Raw genomic sequence first — 15,663 nt, forward strand, 5'->3', positions numbered from 1 at the left:
GTGTCGACTCCTTCCACCGCTTCCCTGTCCATCCGCCGGCTGACGACTCGCGATCTGTCCGCCTGCGCCGACCTCTCCGAGGACCGGAGCTGGCCCCGTGAGGAACACAAGTGGGGCCTGTTGCTCACGGCCGGCACGGGGTACGGCATCGACGACCCCGGCGGAGGACTCGTCGCCGCGTGCGTCGTGACCGCCTACGGGCCTCAGGACCAACCTGAGCTCGCAGCCATCGGCATGGTGCTCGTCTCCGAGCGGCACGCCCGCCAGGGCATCGGGCGCCGACTCATGCGCCAAGTGATGGCCGATTTGGGGACCACCTCACTGACCCTGCACGCCACACCGTACGGGCGCCCTCTCTACGAAGAGCTTGGCTTCAAGGCCGTCGGCCGGGTCGAGATGGTCCGCGGCCACTTCACTCCCAGCGGCCCGGAGCCCGAGGTCCCCACCCGTCCGGCCACGGCCGAGGACCTCCCCGCGATTCTGCGGCTCGACGAAGAGGTCTTCGGTCCTGACCGCACGCACATGATCACGCGTCTTCCCGCCTTCGCCGACCAGTTGCGTGTCGCCGAGGTGGACGGACGGATCACCGGGTACGCGGCCGCCTGGCCCAACATGGACACCCACGTCGTGGGCCCGCTGATCGCCAGGGACACGCAGACGGCCAAGGCACTCATCGCCTCACTGGCGGCCCGCACGGACGGTCCCTTGCGCACCGACATCGACGTACGGCATGAGGAGTTGCTGGCCTGGGTGAAGGAGCGCGGGCTCACCTCCACGAGCTTCAACGCGGTCATGACGTACGGCATCGGAGAGCTACCCGGCGACTGGACGCGGCGCTTCGCCCCACTCACCGTGGCCGCGGGCTGAACCGGTGGCCCACGGACTGAACAGACGGCTGCCTGCTGAAATCGGCTCTGCGCCGTGCGGTCACCCGCGAGCGGTGCTGCAGGCGGGCGAGCCGAGCGGCCGACAGTGAACCGTCCGTCCTGTACGGGGCAGGCGGTTCGCTGCTCTGACTCTCCTGAGGTACCTCAGGTGCCGGGCCTCGTTATGCGAGGGCCTTGATCGCAGCGGTGGCGATGGAGTGGTCCTGCTCCGGCGCGCCACCGCCGACTCCGATCGCGCCGATCAGTCGGCCGTCGCGGTGGACCGGGACACCGCCCGCGATGAACAGGAGCGGGCGGTCGAGCGCGGTCGGCAGGGTGTGGAAGAGCCCGCCGGGCTGGACGGCTTCGACGAGGTCCGCGGTGGGGGTGTCGAGCTGCAGTGCTGTGTAGGCCTTGCGCGTGCTGGTCTCGCCCGAGATCAGCACCGCGCGGTCGTCACGCCGGAAGGCGAGCAGGTGACCGCCCGCGTCGAGGACCGTGACGCTGACCGTGGCGTCGCCGGCTTCCGCGGCACGACGGGCTGCCGTGACGAGAGCCTCGGCGTCCTGGATGGTCAGCGGGGCAACGGTGGTGGTGCTCATGAGGGGATTCTCCTTGTGGGGTGGTGCCGGGGGGTGCGGTGCGCAGGACGACCGCCTGTCGGCGTCGCACCCGGGCTCAGGGACCGGCCTGCTCACGACCGGCCGCGCACGGCCGGAGTGACCACAGTGGTGCCGGGCCCGCACAGGGCCGAGACGGCCGGGCAGGAGACTCAGTTGTGAACGGGGGCACGCTGCTTCGAGGACTGCACCGGCTCCGCCTCGACGGTGGCCGGGGAGTCGGCTCGGCGCTCCAGCGCGGCCGAGAGGATCGCGAGCAGCAGGGCCGCGGCGGCGAGGACAGCGCCGACCCAGTTGGGGGCGGTGTAGCCCAGACCGGCCGAGATGACGAGGCCGCCGAGCCAGGCCGAGAGGGCGTTGCCCATGTTGAAGGCGCCGATGTTCACGGCGGAGGCGAGCGTCGGGGCTCCGTGTGCCTGGTCGAGGACCCGCTTCTGCAGTGGCGGCACGGAGGCGAACCCGAGAGCGCCGATCAGAGTGATGGTCACGGCCGCAGCGATCTTGTTGTGCGCCGTGACGGTGAAGAGGGCAAGTACGACCGCGAGAGCGCCCAGTGAGACGTACAGCATCGGCATCAGGGCACGGTCGGCGAACCTGCCGCCGACGAGGTTTCCGACGACCATGCCGAGGCCGAAGAGCACGAGCAGCCAGGTGACGGAGCCGTCGGCGAATCCGGCGACATGCGTCATCATCGGCGCGATGTAGGTGATCGCTGCGAATACTCCGCCGAAGCCGAGGACGGTCATCAGCATGGCGAGCAGGACCTGGACGTTCTTGAACGCGGCCAGTTCGTGACGCAGTCGTACGCCTTCCGGCCTCGGCATGTCAGGCACCAGTTTGGCGATGCCCGCCAGGCCGAGGACACCCAGTGCGGCGACGGCCGTGAAGGTCACCCGCCAGCCGGCCGACTGCCCGATGAGAGTGCCCAGCGGAACGCCGACGACGTTGGCGACGGTCAGGCCGGTGAACATCATCGCGATGGCGCCGGCCTTCCTGTCCGGGGCGACGAGGTCGGCGGCGACGACCGAGCCGATGCCGAAGAAGGCCCCGTGCGCGAGCGACGCGACGACACGGCCGATCAGCATGACGGAGAACGTGGGGGCCACGGCGGAGAGCAGGTTGCCGACGATGAACAGTCCCATCAGCAGCATCAGCATCCGCTTGCGGGGCACCTTGGTGCCGAGGACGGTCATGAGGGGCGCACCGAACATGACCCCCAGCGCGTAGCCCGTGACGAGGAAACCCGCGGTGGGGATGGAGACACCGAAGTCACCTGCGACCTCGGGCAACAAGCCCATGATCACGAACTCGGTGGTTCCGATTCCGAAGGCCCCGATCGCGAGGGCCAGAAGCGCGAGAGGCATGGGGGAGAACCTTCCCAGAAGATTGCAGGAGCGCTTTACGTGCGTTCACAATAGTTGCATACGCGGGCTATGCGCAAGCGCAGGATATTGCAGCTGTGCTCTATCCTGGTGTCAGCCGCTCCGGGACGGAGGAATTGCCATGACAGCGACGGACCCCGCGCTCACCGCTCTCGCCCAGGGTTGGTGCACCCTCTCCCTGCTGCACGGGAGGATCGAGGCGCACATCGAACGGGCCCTGCAGACCCGGCACGGCCTGAGCGTGCGCGAGTACTCGCTCCTCGACGTCCTCAGCCGGCAGCACGACGGCGACGGCGGCCATCTGCAGATGAAGCAGGTCGCTGACGCGGTCGTCCTCAGCCAGAGCGCCACCACTCGGCTGGTGACACGGCTCGAGGACCGCGGCCTGCTTGCGCGCTACCTGTGCCCCACCGACCGTCGGGGCATCTACACGAACGTCAGCGAGGCAGGGCTCGAGCTTCTGGAGGAAGCTCGGCCCACCAACGACGCAGCGCTGCGCGAGGCGCTGGACGAAGCGGCCACGAGGCCCGAGCTGGCCCCTCTGGTTCGCGTTGTCGAGTCGGCGAGCCTGCCCGCGCCCGCGTAGGCGGATCGACGCAGGAGCCGACGGCGCCAAGCGGGGCCCCACGCCGGACACACCCCCGCGAAGAAGCCGACGGCGGGCGCACGTGCCCGCAGGGGCACACGACGGGCACCTTCGACGCCGCGTGCGTGCTGCATAGGCTGTCCGCCATGGGAGATCTTGAAATACGCCCCGCTCTCGCGGACGACATCCCCGCGATCGTCGCGATGCTCGCCGACGACCCGCTGGGCGCGCAGCGCGAGTCGCCGGACGACCTGACCCCGTATCTGGCCGCCCTGGAACGCCTCAGCGGAGATCCGAACCAGCATGTGGTCGTCGCCGTGCGCGCGGGACGCGTCGTCGGCACTCTCCAGCTCACGATCGTCCCGGGACTGGCCCGCATGGGAGCGACGCGCTCGATCATCGAAGCCGTCCGCGTGCATGCCGACGAACGGGGCAGCGGCCTGGGGACCCATTTCATCGAATGGGCCGTGGACCGGTCCCGGAGCGAAGGCTGCCAGTTGGTGCAGCTGACCTCCGACGCCAGCCGGACAGATGCTCACCGGTTCTACGAGCGTCTGGGCTTCACGCCCTCGCACGTCGGGTTCAAACTGCAGCTCTGAGGCACTTCTCGCCGACGACGGATCCCATCACGGCATGACGAGGGGCGTCCTGTTTCACGTGAAACAGGACGCCCCTCGTCATGCACCTCACCATGCGCCGCGAGAGACGGCTACTTGATCCCGCGCCACCCCTCGGGGTCCACTCCACCCGGGACGGGAGCCCCCTCTCCGTACGGCTGGCGCGTGAACACGAACGAGCCGAGGTCCAGGTGGCTCACCGCCCCGTCGGGGCCCTCCACGGCCCGCAGAAGCTCGCCGGCGTAGTAGCCGTCGAGTCCCGTCCAGGTCCCGTCCTCCCGGGCCCGAAAGCGCGAGCGCCGGCCACTGCCCGCGAGAGGGCCCAGCGTGACATCCCCGCCGGCCGTCAGGTGCAGCGCGAAGGCGTGCGTCCCCCAGTACCACGGCCCGGTCAGCTCCAGTACGGACCGGTCGGCTTCGGGCAGCGGCCGCCACGGCTCGGGAATCCGGGGCTCGGCGTCCGCGACGATACGGACGAGGTCGGCTGCCACCGTCGACACGGGCGGACCCGAGGTGCAGTTGGCGAGTACGACGGCTGCCAGATCGTCCTCCACGCTGATCATGAGCCCGGCGAGGAAGCCCGGGAGGGAGCCGCCGTGCCCCACGAGGGTGCGGCCGTCCCAGTGCTGGATCTGCATTCCCAGGCCATACGCGGCACCGGCTGCCACCTCCGCCGCTTCGGCCGGAGCAGCGGGCGTACGCATCTCCCGTACGGAATCCGCGCCCAGTACCCGGTCGTCGCCCTTCGCGAGAAAGGCGGCAAAGCGGGCCAAGTCGCCACTCGTCGACCAGAGTTGACCGGCCGGTGCCATCCGGCCGAGATCCTCGGTCGGCTCGGGAAGCATCACATCCGCCCAGGGATGTACGGCCCAGCCACCCGCGTGGGGCGCCTGCGGCTGACCGCTCGTCCTGTGCAGCCCGAGTGGTTCGAGCACCTCGCTCCGCAGGGCCTCTTCCCACGGGGCGTCCCGCAGTTCCTCGACCAGAGCGCCCAGCAACGTGTAGCCGGGGTTCGAGTAGTGGAACCGCCGGCCGACCGGATGCCGGTGCGGGTGCTCGCCCAGCACATCGGCGAGTTCGGGGCGCAGCGATCCCGGAGTGCGTTCCCACCAGGGGCTGGGAGACTCCGCGGCCAACCCGCCTGTGTGTGCGAGGAGTTCGGCAATCGTCGCCTCCCCCGCGCCGGTGCCCGGAAGATGCTTCTCCAGCGGATCGCCCAGGTCGAGTGCGCCCTCGTCACGCAGTCTCATGACCAGGACCGCGGTGAACGTCTTGGTGATGGAGCCGATGCGGTACTGAACGTTCTCGTCGGGCCCGTGCCCGTCCACGGAGGTACGGGAGCCGTGCCACACCGTGTCCCCGCCCCGCACGACCGCCGCGACCAACGACGGCGCCCGCCCGTCCGCCTGGGCGGTGGCGATTCTGTGCAGCAGGGTTCGGCGCGTGGCGGGAAGCAGATCTTCCCCAGGTGTCGTCGTCATGACCCCAGTCCACCTGTCCCGACAGCTCGCGTCGAGCGCATTTGTCACCATGTGGCGGTCAGGTCTGTGCCATGTCCACGAAGCGTGAGTAGTGGCCCTGGAAGGCGACCGTGATCGTGGCCGTCGGGCCGTTACGGTGCTTGCCCACGATGATGTCCGCCTCGCCCGCGCGCGGCGACTCCTTCTCGTAGGCGTCCTCACGGTGCAGCAGGATCACCATGTCCGCGTCCTGCTCGATGGACCCGGATTCACGCAGGTCGGAGACCATCGGCTTCTTGTCGGTGCGCTGCTCGGGACCACGGTTCAGCTGGGACAGCGCGATGACGGGCAGCTCCAGCTCCTTCGCCAGCAGCTTCAGGTTTCGCGACATGTCCGAGACCTCCTGCTGCCGGCTCTCGGAGCGCTTGCCACCGGACTGCATCAGTTGCAGGTAGTCGATGACGACGAGCTTCAGGTCGGCGCGCTGCTTGAGACGGCGGCACTTGGCACGGATCTCCATCATCGACAGGTTCGGGGAGTCGTCGATGAAGAGCGGGGCGGCCGAGACGTCCGGCATCCGGCGGGCGAGCCGGGTCCAGTCCTCGTCGGTCATCGTGCCGGAGCGCATGTGATGCAGCGCCACGCGTGCTTCGGCGGACAGCAGACGCATGGCGATTTCGTTGCGGCCCATTTCGAGCGAGAAGATCACGCTCGGCATGTTGTGCTTGATCGAGCAGGCTCGCGCGAAGTCGAGCGCCAGCGTCGACTTACCCATGGCGGGACGAGCCGCGATGATGATCATCTGTCCGGGATGCAGACCGTTGGTGAGCTGGTCGAGGTCGGTGAAGCCGGTCGGCACACCGGTCATCTCCCCCGACCGCGAACCGATCGCCTCGATCTCGTCGAGCGCGCCCTCCATGATGTCGCCGAGCGGCAGATAGTCCTCGGTCGTGCGCTGCTCGGTGACCGCGTAGATCTCGGCCTGGGCGCTGTTGACGATCTCGTCGACGTCACCGTCGGCCGCGTATCCCATCTGCGTGATGCGGGTGCCGGCCTCGACCAGGCGGCGCAGGACGGCGCGCTCGTGGACGATCTCCGCGTAGTACTCGGCGTTGGCCGCGGTCGGGACCGTCTGGACCAGGGTGTGCAGATAGGACGCGCCGCCGACCTTGGTGATCTCGCCACGTTTGGTGAGCTCGGCGGCAACCGTGATCGGGTCGGCCGGCTCGCCCTTGGCGTAGAGGTCGAGGATCGCTCCGTAGACGGTCTCGTGTGCCGGACGGTAGAAGTCGTGGCCCTTGAGGACTTCCACGACGTCGGCGATGGCGTCCTTCGAAAGCAGCATGCCGCCGAGAACGGACTGCTCGGCGTCAAGATCCTGCGGTGGTACGCGCTCGAAGGACGAACCGGCCCCGTCCCAGGCACTGTTGTCCGAACCGCGGTCGTGCTGGTCGTCCCGGCTCCGGCCCCCGTCGCGGCGCTGGCGGGAGGCGGGCAGACGGTCACTGGGACCGCTGTCGGCCCACGGATCGTCCAAGGGCTCGGAAATACTCACCGGGCCACCTCCTCCCGTCCGCCGAGCGGACCTCGCCGTGCCTCTCATTCCTACGGCACGACACTGACAAATGAGACGCCCAACTCCGGTTCTGACGCGTCGGTTTTGCGAGGTTTCCGAGGACGGAGGAGGGAGAGGGTGCCGCACCACGGTAGGCCCGCGGGCACCGTCAGCCAATCTGGTTATCCACAGGCCATGTGGACGACGGCCCTGATGCTGTGGAGAACTCCGCAAAACCTGTGCACGACCCGGTGGACAGGACTGTGAACAAGCACTCAGCCTCTTTTCCACACCTACCCTGACCTGCGTTTATCCCGTCCACCGGCTGTGCAGAAGAAAAACTTTCCCGGTCGGACCAAGATCGATGGAAATGGCGTGTGACGGCCCGTCGCACGAGATTGCCAGTAAGGGTCATGGGACCCTTGCATCTCTTACCTGTGGAAGATTAGATTGATGTGCATGACACAGGCTCCCGTGGCCCCCAAGGCCACCCGGCGTCGGCACGACCGAGAGATCGTCGCGCTGGCTGTCCCGGCCTTCGGCGCGCTCATCGCCGAGCCTCTTTTCCTGATGGCCGACACGGCCATCGTCGGCCATCTCGGCACCGCGCAACTCGCCGGTCTCGGAGTCGCCTCCGCTCTCCTCGCCACCGCCGTCAGCATCTTCGTCTTCCTCGCGTACGCCACCACGGCCGCCGTCGCCCGTCGGGTCGGCGCGGGAGATCTGCAAGCCGCCATCCGCCAGGGGATGGACGGCATCTGGCTCGCCCTGCTGCTCGGCGCCGCCGTCATCGCCATCGTTCTGCCCACCGCACCCGCCCTGGTGGAACTCTTCGGGACCTCGGACACCGCTACCCCCTACGCCGTCACGTACCTGCGTATCTCGACGCTCGGTATCCCCGCGATGCTTGTCGTCCTCGCTGCCACCGGCGTCCTGCGTGGCTTGCAGAACACGAGGACCCCGCTCTATGTCGCCATCGCGGGCTTCGTCGCCAACGCCGTCCTGAACGCGGCTCTCGTCTACGGCGCGGACCTCGGCATCGCCGGCTCCGCCTGGGGCACCGTCATCGCCCAGTTCGGTATGGCGACGGCGTACCTCTATGTGGTCGTCCGCGGGGCGCGCAAGCACAGAGCGTCCCTGCGCCCCGACCTCGCCGGGATACGCGCTTGTGCCCAGGCCGGAGCACCTCTCCTCGTCCGAACTCTCTCACTGCGCGCGATCCTGATGATCGCCACCGCTGTCGCCACGCGCCTCGGAGACGCCGACATCGCGGCACACCAGATCATTCTGTCGCTGTGGAGCCTGCTCGCCTTCGCGCTCGACGCGATCGCCATCGCGGGGCAAGCCATCATCGGGCGCTATCTGGGGGCGGGCGACGCCCAGGGAGCCCGCGAGGCATGCCGCCGCATGGTCGAGTGGGGGATCGCCGTCGGCGTCGTACTCGGGGGTCTGGTCATCGCAAGCCGCCCGCTCTTCCTCCCGCTCTTCACCAGTGACTCGTCGGTCCAGGACACAGCGCTGCCCGCTCTTCTCGTGGTGGCGCTCTCCCAGCCGATCTGCGGCATCGTCTTCGTCCTCGACGGCGTACTGATGGGGGCGGGAGACGGCCCCTACCTCGCACGGGCCATGTTGGTCACCCTGGCAGTCTTCGCTCCAGTGGCGCTTCTCGTACCTGTATTCGGCGGCGGGCTCACCGCGGTCTGGGGCGCGATGACCCTCATGATGACCGTGCGCATGCTGACCTTGTGGCTGCGGACCCGCTCGGGCCGCTGGATCGTGACCGGCGCTACACGCTGAACTGTTTCACGTGAAACGGTGGTGCGGCTTCTCGTTTCACGTGAAACGAGAAGCCGCCCGACCGAGGGACTTCGTCGCCTGGCTGACTGACGGGCTCCGGCCCGTTTCACGTGAAACGGAGAAACGGTCGGCCTGGAGCGAGACCTCCCCAGTCCACACCTCGTGCAGATTCGAGCTCAGCAAGGAGCAAAGGACCTCAAAGCCTGAACCGCGTCCTCAAGGCCCGAGCCACGTGAAGAAGGGCCACACCCTCGCGGGGTGCGGCCCTTCTCTCAGCTCTGCTGAGCGCAGCGGTCAGGCTGCGACAACCTCGATGTTGACCTTGGCGGCAACCTCGGGGTGCAGACGCACGGACGTCTCGTGGGCGCCCAGCGTCTTGATCGGCGAGCCCAGCTCGATGCGGCGCTTGTCGACCTCGGGGCCACCGGAAGCCTTGATCGCCGAAGCGACGTCGGCCTGGGTGACGGAACCGAAGAGACGACCGGCGTCGCCGGAGCGGACGGCCAGACGGACCTTGACGCCTTCGAGGCGGGCCTTGATCTCGTTGGCCTGCTCGATCGTCGCGATCTCGTGGATCTTGCGAGCGCGACGGATCTGCTCGACGTCCTTCTCGCCACCCTTGGTCCAGCGGATAGCGAAGTTCCGCGGGATCAGGTAGTTGCGAGCGTAACCGTCCTTGACGTCGACGACGTCGCCCGCGGCACCGAGGCCGGAGACCTCGTGGGTAAGGATGATCTTCATTTGTCGGTCACCCTTCCCTTATCGCGCGGTGGAGGTGTAGGGCAGCAGCGCCATCTCACGGCTGTTCTTCACAGCCGTGGCGACGTCACGCTGGTGCTGCGTGCAGTTGCCGGTCACGCGGCGGGCACGGATCTTGCCGCGGTCGGAAATGAACTTCCGCAGCATGTTCGTGTCCTTGTAGTCCACGTACGTGACCTTGTCCTTGCAGAAAGCGCAGACCTTCTTCTTCGGCTTGCGCACAGGCGGCTTCGCCATGTGTGTCTCTCCTGTTTGATCAAGAAGTGTGGGTACGGCCCACCTTCGGCACGAGGCCTAGAAGGGGGGCTCGTCCGAGTAGCCGCCGCTGGAACCGCCGGAGCCGCCGGAGTTTCCACCCCAGCCGCCACCGCCGCCACCAGCCTGGTTGCCGCTGCCGCCGCTGGCAGGAGCGCTGGTCGCCCAGGGATCGTCGGCGGGAGCGCCGCCACCCTGCTGCTGACCGCCGCCGGAGCCTCCGCCCCAGCCGCCGCCCTGCTGACCGCCACCGCCGCCACCACCGCCGGAGTAACCGCCCTGGCCACCCCGACCGGTGGTCTTGGTGACCTTGGCCGTGGCGTTCTTCAGGCTGGCGCCGACTTCCTCGACGTCCAGTTCGTAGACCGTGCGCTTGACGCCCTCACGGTCCTCGTAGGACCGCTGCTTCAGCCGGCCCTGCACGACGACGCGCATGCCTCGCTGGAGCGACTCGGCGACGTTCTCCGCCGCCTGACGCCAGACCGAGCAGGTCAGGAACAGGCTTTCGCCGTCCTTCCACTCATTGGTCTGACGGTCGAAGGTGCGGGGAGTGGACGCGACACGGAACTTCGCGACCGCCGCACCGGACGGGGTGAAGCGCAGCTCGGGGTCATCGACAAGATTGCCGACGACCGTGATGACGGTCTCGCCTGCCATGGGGGAACCTCTCGGCGGGTTTGCTGCTGGCTGCTTGGTGCTGCTGCTACTCGGTGTCCGAGATCAGCTGAGCTGGAGGGCTCAGTGGGTCTCGGGACGGAGGACCTTGGTCCGGAGGACCGACTCGTTCAGGTTCATCTGGCGGTCGAGTTCCTTCACGACCGCAGGCTCGGCCTGCAGGTCGATGACCGAGTAGATGCCCTCGGGCTTCTTCTTGATCTCGTACGCGAGACGACGACGGCCCCAGGTGTCGACCTTCTCGACCTTTCCGTTCGCCTCACGGACGACGGAGAGGAAGTTCTCGATCAGCGGCGAGACAGCACGCTCTTCGAGATCGGGGTCGAGGATGACCATCACTTCGTAGTGACGCATGTGTAACCCACCTCCTTTGGACTCGGCGGCCACGGTCGTTCCGTGGCAGGAGGGTTGTGATGCGTAGCAACGGTATCGGCAGCCACTGACAATCGGGCCGCCGCTCAGCGAACTAGGCGGGAGACCGTGTCGTGGCCTGGGCAGACACCGGTGCAGACGGTACAGACTACCCGCACACCCGCTTCCGGTTGAAATCCGGGGCTCCTGACCCTCAATCTGTACACATCGGGTGTGTATGGCGCTACGATGCGCCGCCTTCCGCAGGAGGTGCCACATGGCACAGGCATTGCGACCGAACACCGCCGGTTCCCTCTTCGCCACCGACCACAAGCCCCATCCGCTCCAGGACACCCTGCTCGCCGTGACGCTGGTCCTCGGAGTGACGGCCTTCGTGTCCGCGATGTTCCACGACCTGCATCTGCTCAGTTCCTGGGCGGGCCTGGTGGGGATCGTCACCGGCGCGTACGGGCAGTTCGTCTCCGAGACGACCCGGGAACGGTTCGGGCTGATCCTGGGTCTGGGTGCCTCTGCCTTGGGCTTCTTCCTCGGCATGGCACACGGTGGCCTCTTCGGCGGCGTCATCGGCTGACGGCGGCTCCGGGACGAGGGCGGCTTCCGGGCCTCCCGACTCCCGGCAGGACAACACCTCGCGGTGCCCCGACCGCGTCGGTCGGGGCCCGGGATGCATACGGCCAGACAGGGGCGCTCGCAGGGCGCAGTAGGCTTCGGCGCGAGAGCCGGAGCCCCTGTATCCATGGGGACACACCAGCCCGAGGAGCGCCCCGAATGAGCCTGACCCTGAGGACCATCAGCCGAGAGCAGCATCTGGCGTACATCCAGAGCCTGCCCGCGGCCAGCCACATGCAGGTCCCCGCCTGGGCAGACGTCAAGGCGGAGTGGCGCTCCGAGAGCCTCGGATGGTTCGACAACAGGTCCGGCGAGATGGTCGGGGCGGGCCTCGTCCTGTACCGCCAGCTGCCCAAGATCAAGCGCTACCTCGCCTATCTGCCCGAGGGCCCGGTCATCAACTGGTTCGCGCCGAATCTGACCGACTGGCTGGATCCGATGCTCGCGCACCTCAAGCAGCAGGGTGCCTTCTCCGTGAAGATGGGCCCGCCGGTGATCATCCGGCGCTGGGAGGCCACTTCGATCAAGAAGGGCATCCAGGACCCGGACGTGAAGCGCCTGCGCGACATCGAGGCCGACTTCATCGAGCCGCGCGCCTTCGAGGTCGCCGACAAGCTGCGGCGCATGGGCTGGCAGCAGGGCGAGGACGGCGGGGCGGGCTTCGGCGACGTACAGCCCCGCTACGTCTACCAGGTGCCGCTGGCCAACCGGTCGCTGGAGGACGTCCACAAGGGCTTCAACCAGCTCTGGCGGCGCAACATCAAGAAGGCCGAGAAGGCCGGCGTCGAGGTCGTACAGGGCGGCTATCAGGACCTCGAGGAGTGGCAGCGCCTCTACGAGATCACGGCTCTGCGCGACCACTTCCGGCCCCGACCGCTCTCGTACTTCCAGCGCATGTGGACGGCTCTCAACACCGAGGACCCCAACCGCATGCGACTGTACTTCGCCCGGCACGAGGGTGTGAACCTGTCCGCCGCGACCATGCTGGTCGTCGGAGGGCACGTCTGGTACTCCTACGGCGCCTCCGACAACATCGGGCGCGAGGTCCGGCCCTCGAACGCGATGCAGTGGCGGATGCTGCGCGACGCCTACGCGCTCGGCGCGACCGTCTACGACCTGCGCGGTATCTCCGACTCGCTCGACGAGACGGACCATCTCTTCGGTCTCATCCAGTTCAAGGTGGGTACCGGAGGGCAGGCAGCCGAATACCTCGGGGAGTGGGACTTCCCGCTCAACAAACTGCTCCACAAGGCGCTCGACATCTACATGTCGCGCCGCTGACGCACCAGAATCCGTGTTCACACCTCTGATACACCGCTGCCACGAGAAAGGTTCCAGGTCCGGCCATGGCGCTCACGCTCTACGTCGACACCGCACGCTGGCGGGCGCACCACAAGCACGTGTCCGAGCAGTTCCCGGGGCTCGTGCCCGTCTGCAAGGGGAACGGCTACGGCTTCGGCCATGAGCGGCTCGCCGACGAGGCCACCCGCCTGGGCTCGGACGTCCTGGCCGTCGGCACGACCTACGAGGCGGCGCGGATCAAGGACTGGTTCGGCGGCGACCTGCTGGTGCTGACGCCGTTCAGACGGGGCGAGGAGCCCGTCCCGCTGCCCGACCGCGTCATCCGCTCGGTTTCGTCGGTCGACGGGGTCTACGGCCTCGTGGGTGCCCGCGTCGTCATCGAGGTCATGTCCTCCATGAAGCGGCACGGGGTGAGCGAGCGGGACCTGCCCCAGCTGCACGCCGCCATAGAGAACGTGCGGCTCGAGGGCTTCGCGATCCACCTGCCCCTGGACCGCACCGACGGCTCGGACGCCGTCGAGGAGGTCATCGGGTGGATGGACCGGCTGCGCGCGGCACGCCTGCCGTTGCACACCATGTTCGTCAGCCATCTCAAGGCCGAGGAGCTCGCCCGGCTGCAGCAGCAGTTCCCGCAGACCCGGTTCCGCGCCCGTATCGGCACGCGGCTGTGGCTGGGGGACCACGACGCCACCCAGTACCGCGGAGCCGTTCTGGACGTCTCCGCCGTCGCCAAGGGCGACCGCTTCGGCTACCGCCAGCAGAAGGTGGCCTCGGACGGCTGGCTGGTCGTCGTGGCGGGCGGTACGTCGCACGGGGTGGGTCTGGAGGCTCCCAAGGCGCTGCACGGCGTCATGCCGCGCGCCAAGGGTGTCGCCCGGGCCGGCCTCGCCACGGTCAACCGGAACCTCTCACCCTTCGTGTGGGGCGGCAAGCAGCGCTGGTTCGCGGAGCCCCCGCACATGCAGGTCTCGATCCTCTTCGTGCCCTCGGACGCCCCGGAGCCAAAGGTCGGTGAGGAGCTGGTGGCCCACCTGCGGCACACCACCACGCAGTTCGACCGCGTCGTCGAGCGCTGACCGCACGGGCGCCTCAGCCGCCGCCCGTACACACGTGAAAGGCCGTACACGGACTCCGTGTACGGCCTTTCACGTACCTCACCCACGGTTTGTTCGCTCAGAGCGAACTCGGATTCCTACCGGGTTCGTCGCCACTGCCCCACTCCACGTAAGGACCGTCGAAGTGCGCGGCGTGCCGTGGCGGATGGGCCGCGGCGCCCAGGACGAAGACGTCCTCCGCGCGGTCCAGCACACCGCCCGACGGATCGTCGTCGCCGGAGCGACGCACCACGTCCCGCTCCGGCATGAAGATGTCCCGCACGATCACGGCGCACAGGTACAACGTCCCCAGCAGGTGGACGGCGATGGCCAGTTGGTACCCCTCCTGCGGCAGTCCCTTGTGTGCGTCGCCGCTGGTCGTGTACGCGAGGTACATCCAGATCCCGAGGAAGTACGCGACCTCGCACGCCTGCCAGATCAGGAAGTCCCGCCACTTGGGGCGGGCCAGCACGGCCAGGGGAATCAGCCACAGTACGTACTGCGGTGAATAGACCTTGTTGGTGAGGATGAAGGCCGCGACGATCAGGAACGCCAGCTGGGCGAATCGGGGCCGGCGCGGAGCGGTCAGCGCGAGTGCGGCGACGCCCACGGAGGAGACCAGCATCAACAGCGTGGCCATCGTGTTGACGGTGTCGGTGACGAGCGGCGTCTCCATGCGCTGGGAGAGGATCAGCCAGAAGGAGCCGAAGTCGACACCGCGTTCCTGGCTGAACGTGTAGAACTTCGACCAGCCCTCGGGCGCCAGCAGCATGACCGGAAGGTTCACGACCAGCCAGGAGCCGACGGCGCCGAGCAGTGCGGTACCGAACTCACGCCATCTGCCCGCGCGCCAGCACAGGACCAGCAGCGGCCCCAGCAGCAGCATGGGATACAGCTTGGCGGCCGTGGCGAGCCCCAGCAGCACGCCGAAGGCGAGGGGGCGGCTCCGGGCCCACATCAGCATCGCCGCGGCCGTCAGAGCGACTGCCAGCAGGTCCCAGTTGATGGTGGCGGTCAGCGCGAACGCGGGTGCCAGGGCGACCAGCAGGCCGTCCCAGGGCCGCCGCCGGTGGGTGCGGGTCACGCAGACGGCGATGACGGCGGCACACGCCATCAGCATTCCGGCGTTGACCATCCAGTAGACCTGCTCCTGGTGCTGGATGGTGCCGCTGCCCGGCGTGAGCCAGGCAGCGACCTCCATGAACACGCCGGTCAGCACCGGGTACTCGAGGTACTCCATGTCGCCTTCGAGCTTGTCGAAGTACGGCACGAGCCCGTCGGCGAAGCCCCGTCCCTGGTAGAGGTGCGGGATGTCGGAGTAGCAGGCATGTGTGTACTGCGAGCTGGCGCCGAAGAACCAGGCACCGTCGTAGCAGGGCAGCTTCTGCACCATGCCGAGGGCGAACACGCCGATCGCGATGAGTGCGATGACCCGCACGGGAGTCCACCAGGACGTCCCGAGCAGCGCACGGCGCCCGAGGGGGCCGCCGAACAGTTCGCTGCCGGTCGCGGCGACCGGGTCCTCCTTGGTCGGCCGCACCAGATCTGGCTCGTGCACGCTCGCGCGCGTCGTTTCTGCACTGGGCATGCCGCACATCCTGCCGTACGCGCCTGGGAATACGCCCGGACGGGCGGCTCGGACCGGACGGGCCCCCGCCGAGGCAGCCCGCTGCCCGCCGCTCGTGCCTGCCCGGAGCGGGAGAAAGGCCCTTCT

The 15,663-nt window shown here is 68.2% G+C and carries 16 protein-coding genes; 7 read left to right on the forward strand and 9 right to left on the reverse strand.

What is annotated here, in order from left to right; all coding sequences use genetic code 11:
* Complete coding sequence (locus tag O1Q96_RS43955; RefSeq protein ID WP_269253401.1) at positions 1-867, forward strand: GNAT family N-acetyltransferase; 867 nt, start codon at positions 1-3, stop codon at positions 865-867.
* A 181-nt stretch (positions 868-1,048) separates the two neighbouring features.
* On the opposite strand, the gene O1Q96_RS43960 is transcribed toward O1Q96_RS43955, so the two are convergent.
* Both O1Q96_RS43960 and O1Q96_RS43965 read right to left on the reverse strand, forming a co-directional pair.
* A complete protein-coding gene (locus tag O1Q96_RS43960; protein WP_269253402.1) occupies positions 1,049-1,468 on the reverse strand; it encodes a GlcG/HbpS family heme-binding protein in 420 nt (139 codons plus the stop codon).
* Between the two features lie 170 nt (positions 1,469-1,638).
* Positions 1,639-2,850 (reverse strand): MFS transporter, encoded by a 1,212-nt coding sequence (locus O1Q96_RS43965; RefSeq protein WP_269253403.1) that lies wholly within the window; start codon positions 2,848-2,850, stop codon positions 1,639-1,641.
* Between the two features lie 139 nt (positions 2,851-2,989).
* Here O1Q96_RS43965 and O1Q96_RS43970 point away from each other — a divergent pair, with 139 nt between their 5' ends.
* Together O1Q96_RS43970 and O1Q96_RS43975 are read left to right on the forward strand one after the other, a co-directional pair.
* Positions 2,990-3,454 carry a MarR family winged helix-turn-helix transcriptional regulator gene (locus O1Q96_RS43970; RefSeq protein WP_269253404.1) on the forward strand — a complete coding sequence of 155 codons (465 nt, stop codon included), beginning with the start codon at positions 2,990-2,992 and terminating at the stop codon, positions 3,452-3,454.
* A 146-nt stretch (positions 3,455-3,600) separates the two neighbouring features.
* Entirely contained in the window at positions 3,601-4,053 is a 453-nt protein-coding gene (locus tag O1Q96_RS43975; RefSeq protein ID WP_269253405.1) for a GNAT family N-acetyltransferase, read from the forward strand.
* 110 nt (positions 4,054-4,163) lie between these two features.
* Here the strand turns inward: O1Q96_RS43975 and O1Q96_RS43980 are convergent, their stop codons facing one another.
* Together O1Q96_RS43980 and dnaB are read right to left on the reverse strand one after the other, a co-directional pair.
* A complete protein-coding gene (locus O1Q96_RS43980) occupies positions 4,164-5,552 on the reverse strand; it encodes a serine hydrolase domain-containing protein (protein ID WP_269253406.1) in 1,389 nt (462 codons plus the stop codon).
* A 58-nt stretch (positions 5,553-5,610) separates the two neighbouring features.
* Positions 5,611-7,086 carry a replicative DNA helicase gene (dnaB, locus tag O1Q96_RS43985; RefSeq protein ID WP_217457143.1) on the reverse strand — a complete coding sequence of 492 codons (1,476 nt, stop codon included), beginning with the start codon at positions 7,084-7,086 and terminating at the stop codon, positions 5,611-5,613.
* 459 nt (positions 7,087-7,545) lie between these two features.
* Between dnaB and O1Q96_RS43990 the strand changes: the two genes are divergently transcribed.
* On the forward strand, positions 7,546-8,883 hold the full coding sequence (locus O1Q96_RS43990) for an MATE family efflux transporter (protein ID WP_269253407.1): 1,338 nt from the start codon (positions 7,546-7,548) through the stop codon (positions 8,881-8,883).
* 294 nt (positions 8,884-9,177) lie between these two features.
* On the opposite strand, the gene rplI is transcribed toward O1Q96_RS43990, so the two are convergent.
* The 4 genes from rplI to rpsF form a co-directional block, all read right to left on the reverse strand.
* Positions 9,178-9,624: a 50S ribosomal protein L9 gene (rplI, locus tag O1Q96_RS43995; RefSeq protein ID WP_266760569.1), complete on the reverse strand. Its 447-nt coding sequence runs from the start codon at positions 9,622-9,624 to the stop codon at positions 9,178-9,180.
* An 18-nt stretch (positions 9,625-9,642) separates the two neighbouring features.
* Entirely contained in the window at positions 9,643-9,879 is a 237-nt protein-coding gene (gene rpsR / locus O1Q96_RS44000; protein WP_003949403.1) for a 30S ribosomal protein S18, read from the reverse strand.
* A gap of 57 nt (positions 9,880-9,936) precedes the next feature.
* Positions 9,937-10,554 carry a single-stranded DNA-binding protein gene (locus O1Q96_RS44005; RefSeq protein WP_269253408.1) on the reverse strand — a complete coding sequence of 206 codons (618 nt, stop codon included), beginning with the start codon at positions 10,552-10,554 and terminating at the stop codon, positions 9,937-9,939.
* Between the two features lie 81 nt (positions 10,555-10,635).
* Positions 10,636-10,926: a 30S ribosomal protein S6 gene (gene rpsF, locus O1Q96_RS44010; protein WP_028804085.1), complete on the reverse strand. Its 291-nt coding sequence runs from the start codon at positions 10,924-10,926 to the stop codon at positions 10,636-10,638.
* 274 nt (positions 10,927-11,200) lie between these two features.
* Between rpsF and O1Q96_RS44015 the strand changes: the two genes are divergently transcribed.
* The 3 genes from O1Q96_RS44015 to O1Q96_RS44025 all read left to right on the forward strand — a co-directional run bounded on the left by O1Q96_RS44015 (position 11,201) and on the right by O1Q96_RS44025 (position 13,931).
* Positions 11,201-11,515: a hypothetical protein gene (locus tag O1Q96_RS44015; protein WP_269253409.1), complete on the forward strand. Its 315-nt coding sequence runs from the start codon at positions 11,201-11,203 to the stop codon at positions 11,513-11,515.
* A gap of 197 nt (positions 11,516-11,712) precedes the next feature.
* Positions 11,713-12,834: a peptidoglycan bridge formation glycyltransferase FemX gene (gene femX, locus O1Q96_RS44020; protein ID WP_269253410.1), complete on the forward strand. Its 1,122-nt coding sequence runs from the start codon at positions 11,713-11,715 to the stop codon at positions 12,832-12,834.
* Between the two features lie 65 nt (positions 12,835-12,899).
* Positions 12,900-13,931, forward strand: coding sequence for an alanine racemase (locus O1Q96_RS44025; protein WP_217457137.1), 1,032 nt, complete (start codon positions 12,900-12,902; stop codon positions 13,929-13,931).
* A gap of 97 nt (positions 13,932-14,028) precedes the next feature.
* On the opposite strand, the gene O1Q96_RS44030 is transcribed toward O1Q96_RS44025, so the two are convergent.
* A complete protein-coding gene (locus O1Q96_RS44030) occupies positions 14,029-15,546 on the reverse strand; it encodes a glycosyltransferase family 87 protein (protein WP_269253411.1) in 1,518 nt (505 codons plus the stop codon).
* Between the last annotated feature and the right edge of the window lie 117 nt (positions 15,547-15,663).

It is taken from the genome of Streptomyces aurantiacus (assembly GCF_027107535.1).
Taxonomy (GTDB): Bacteria; Actinomycetota; Actinomycetes; order Streptomycetales; family Streptomycetaceae; genus Streptomyces.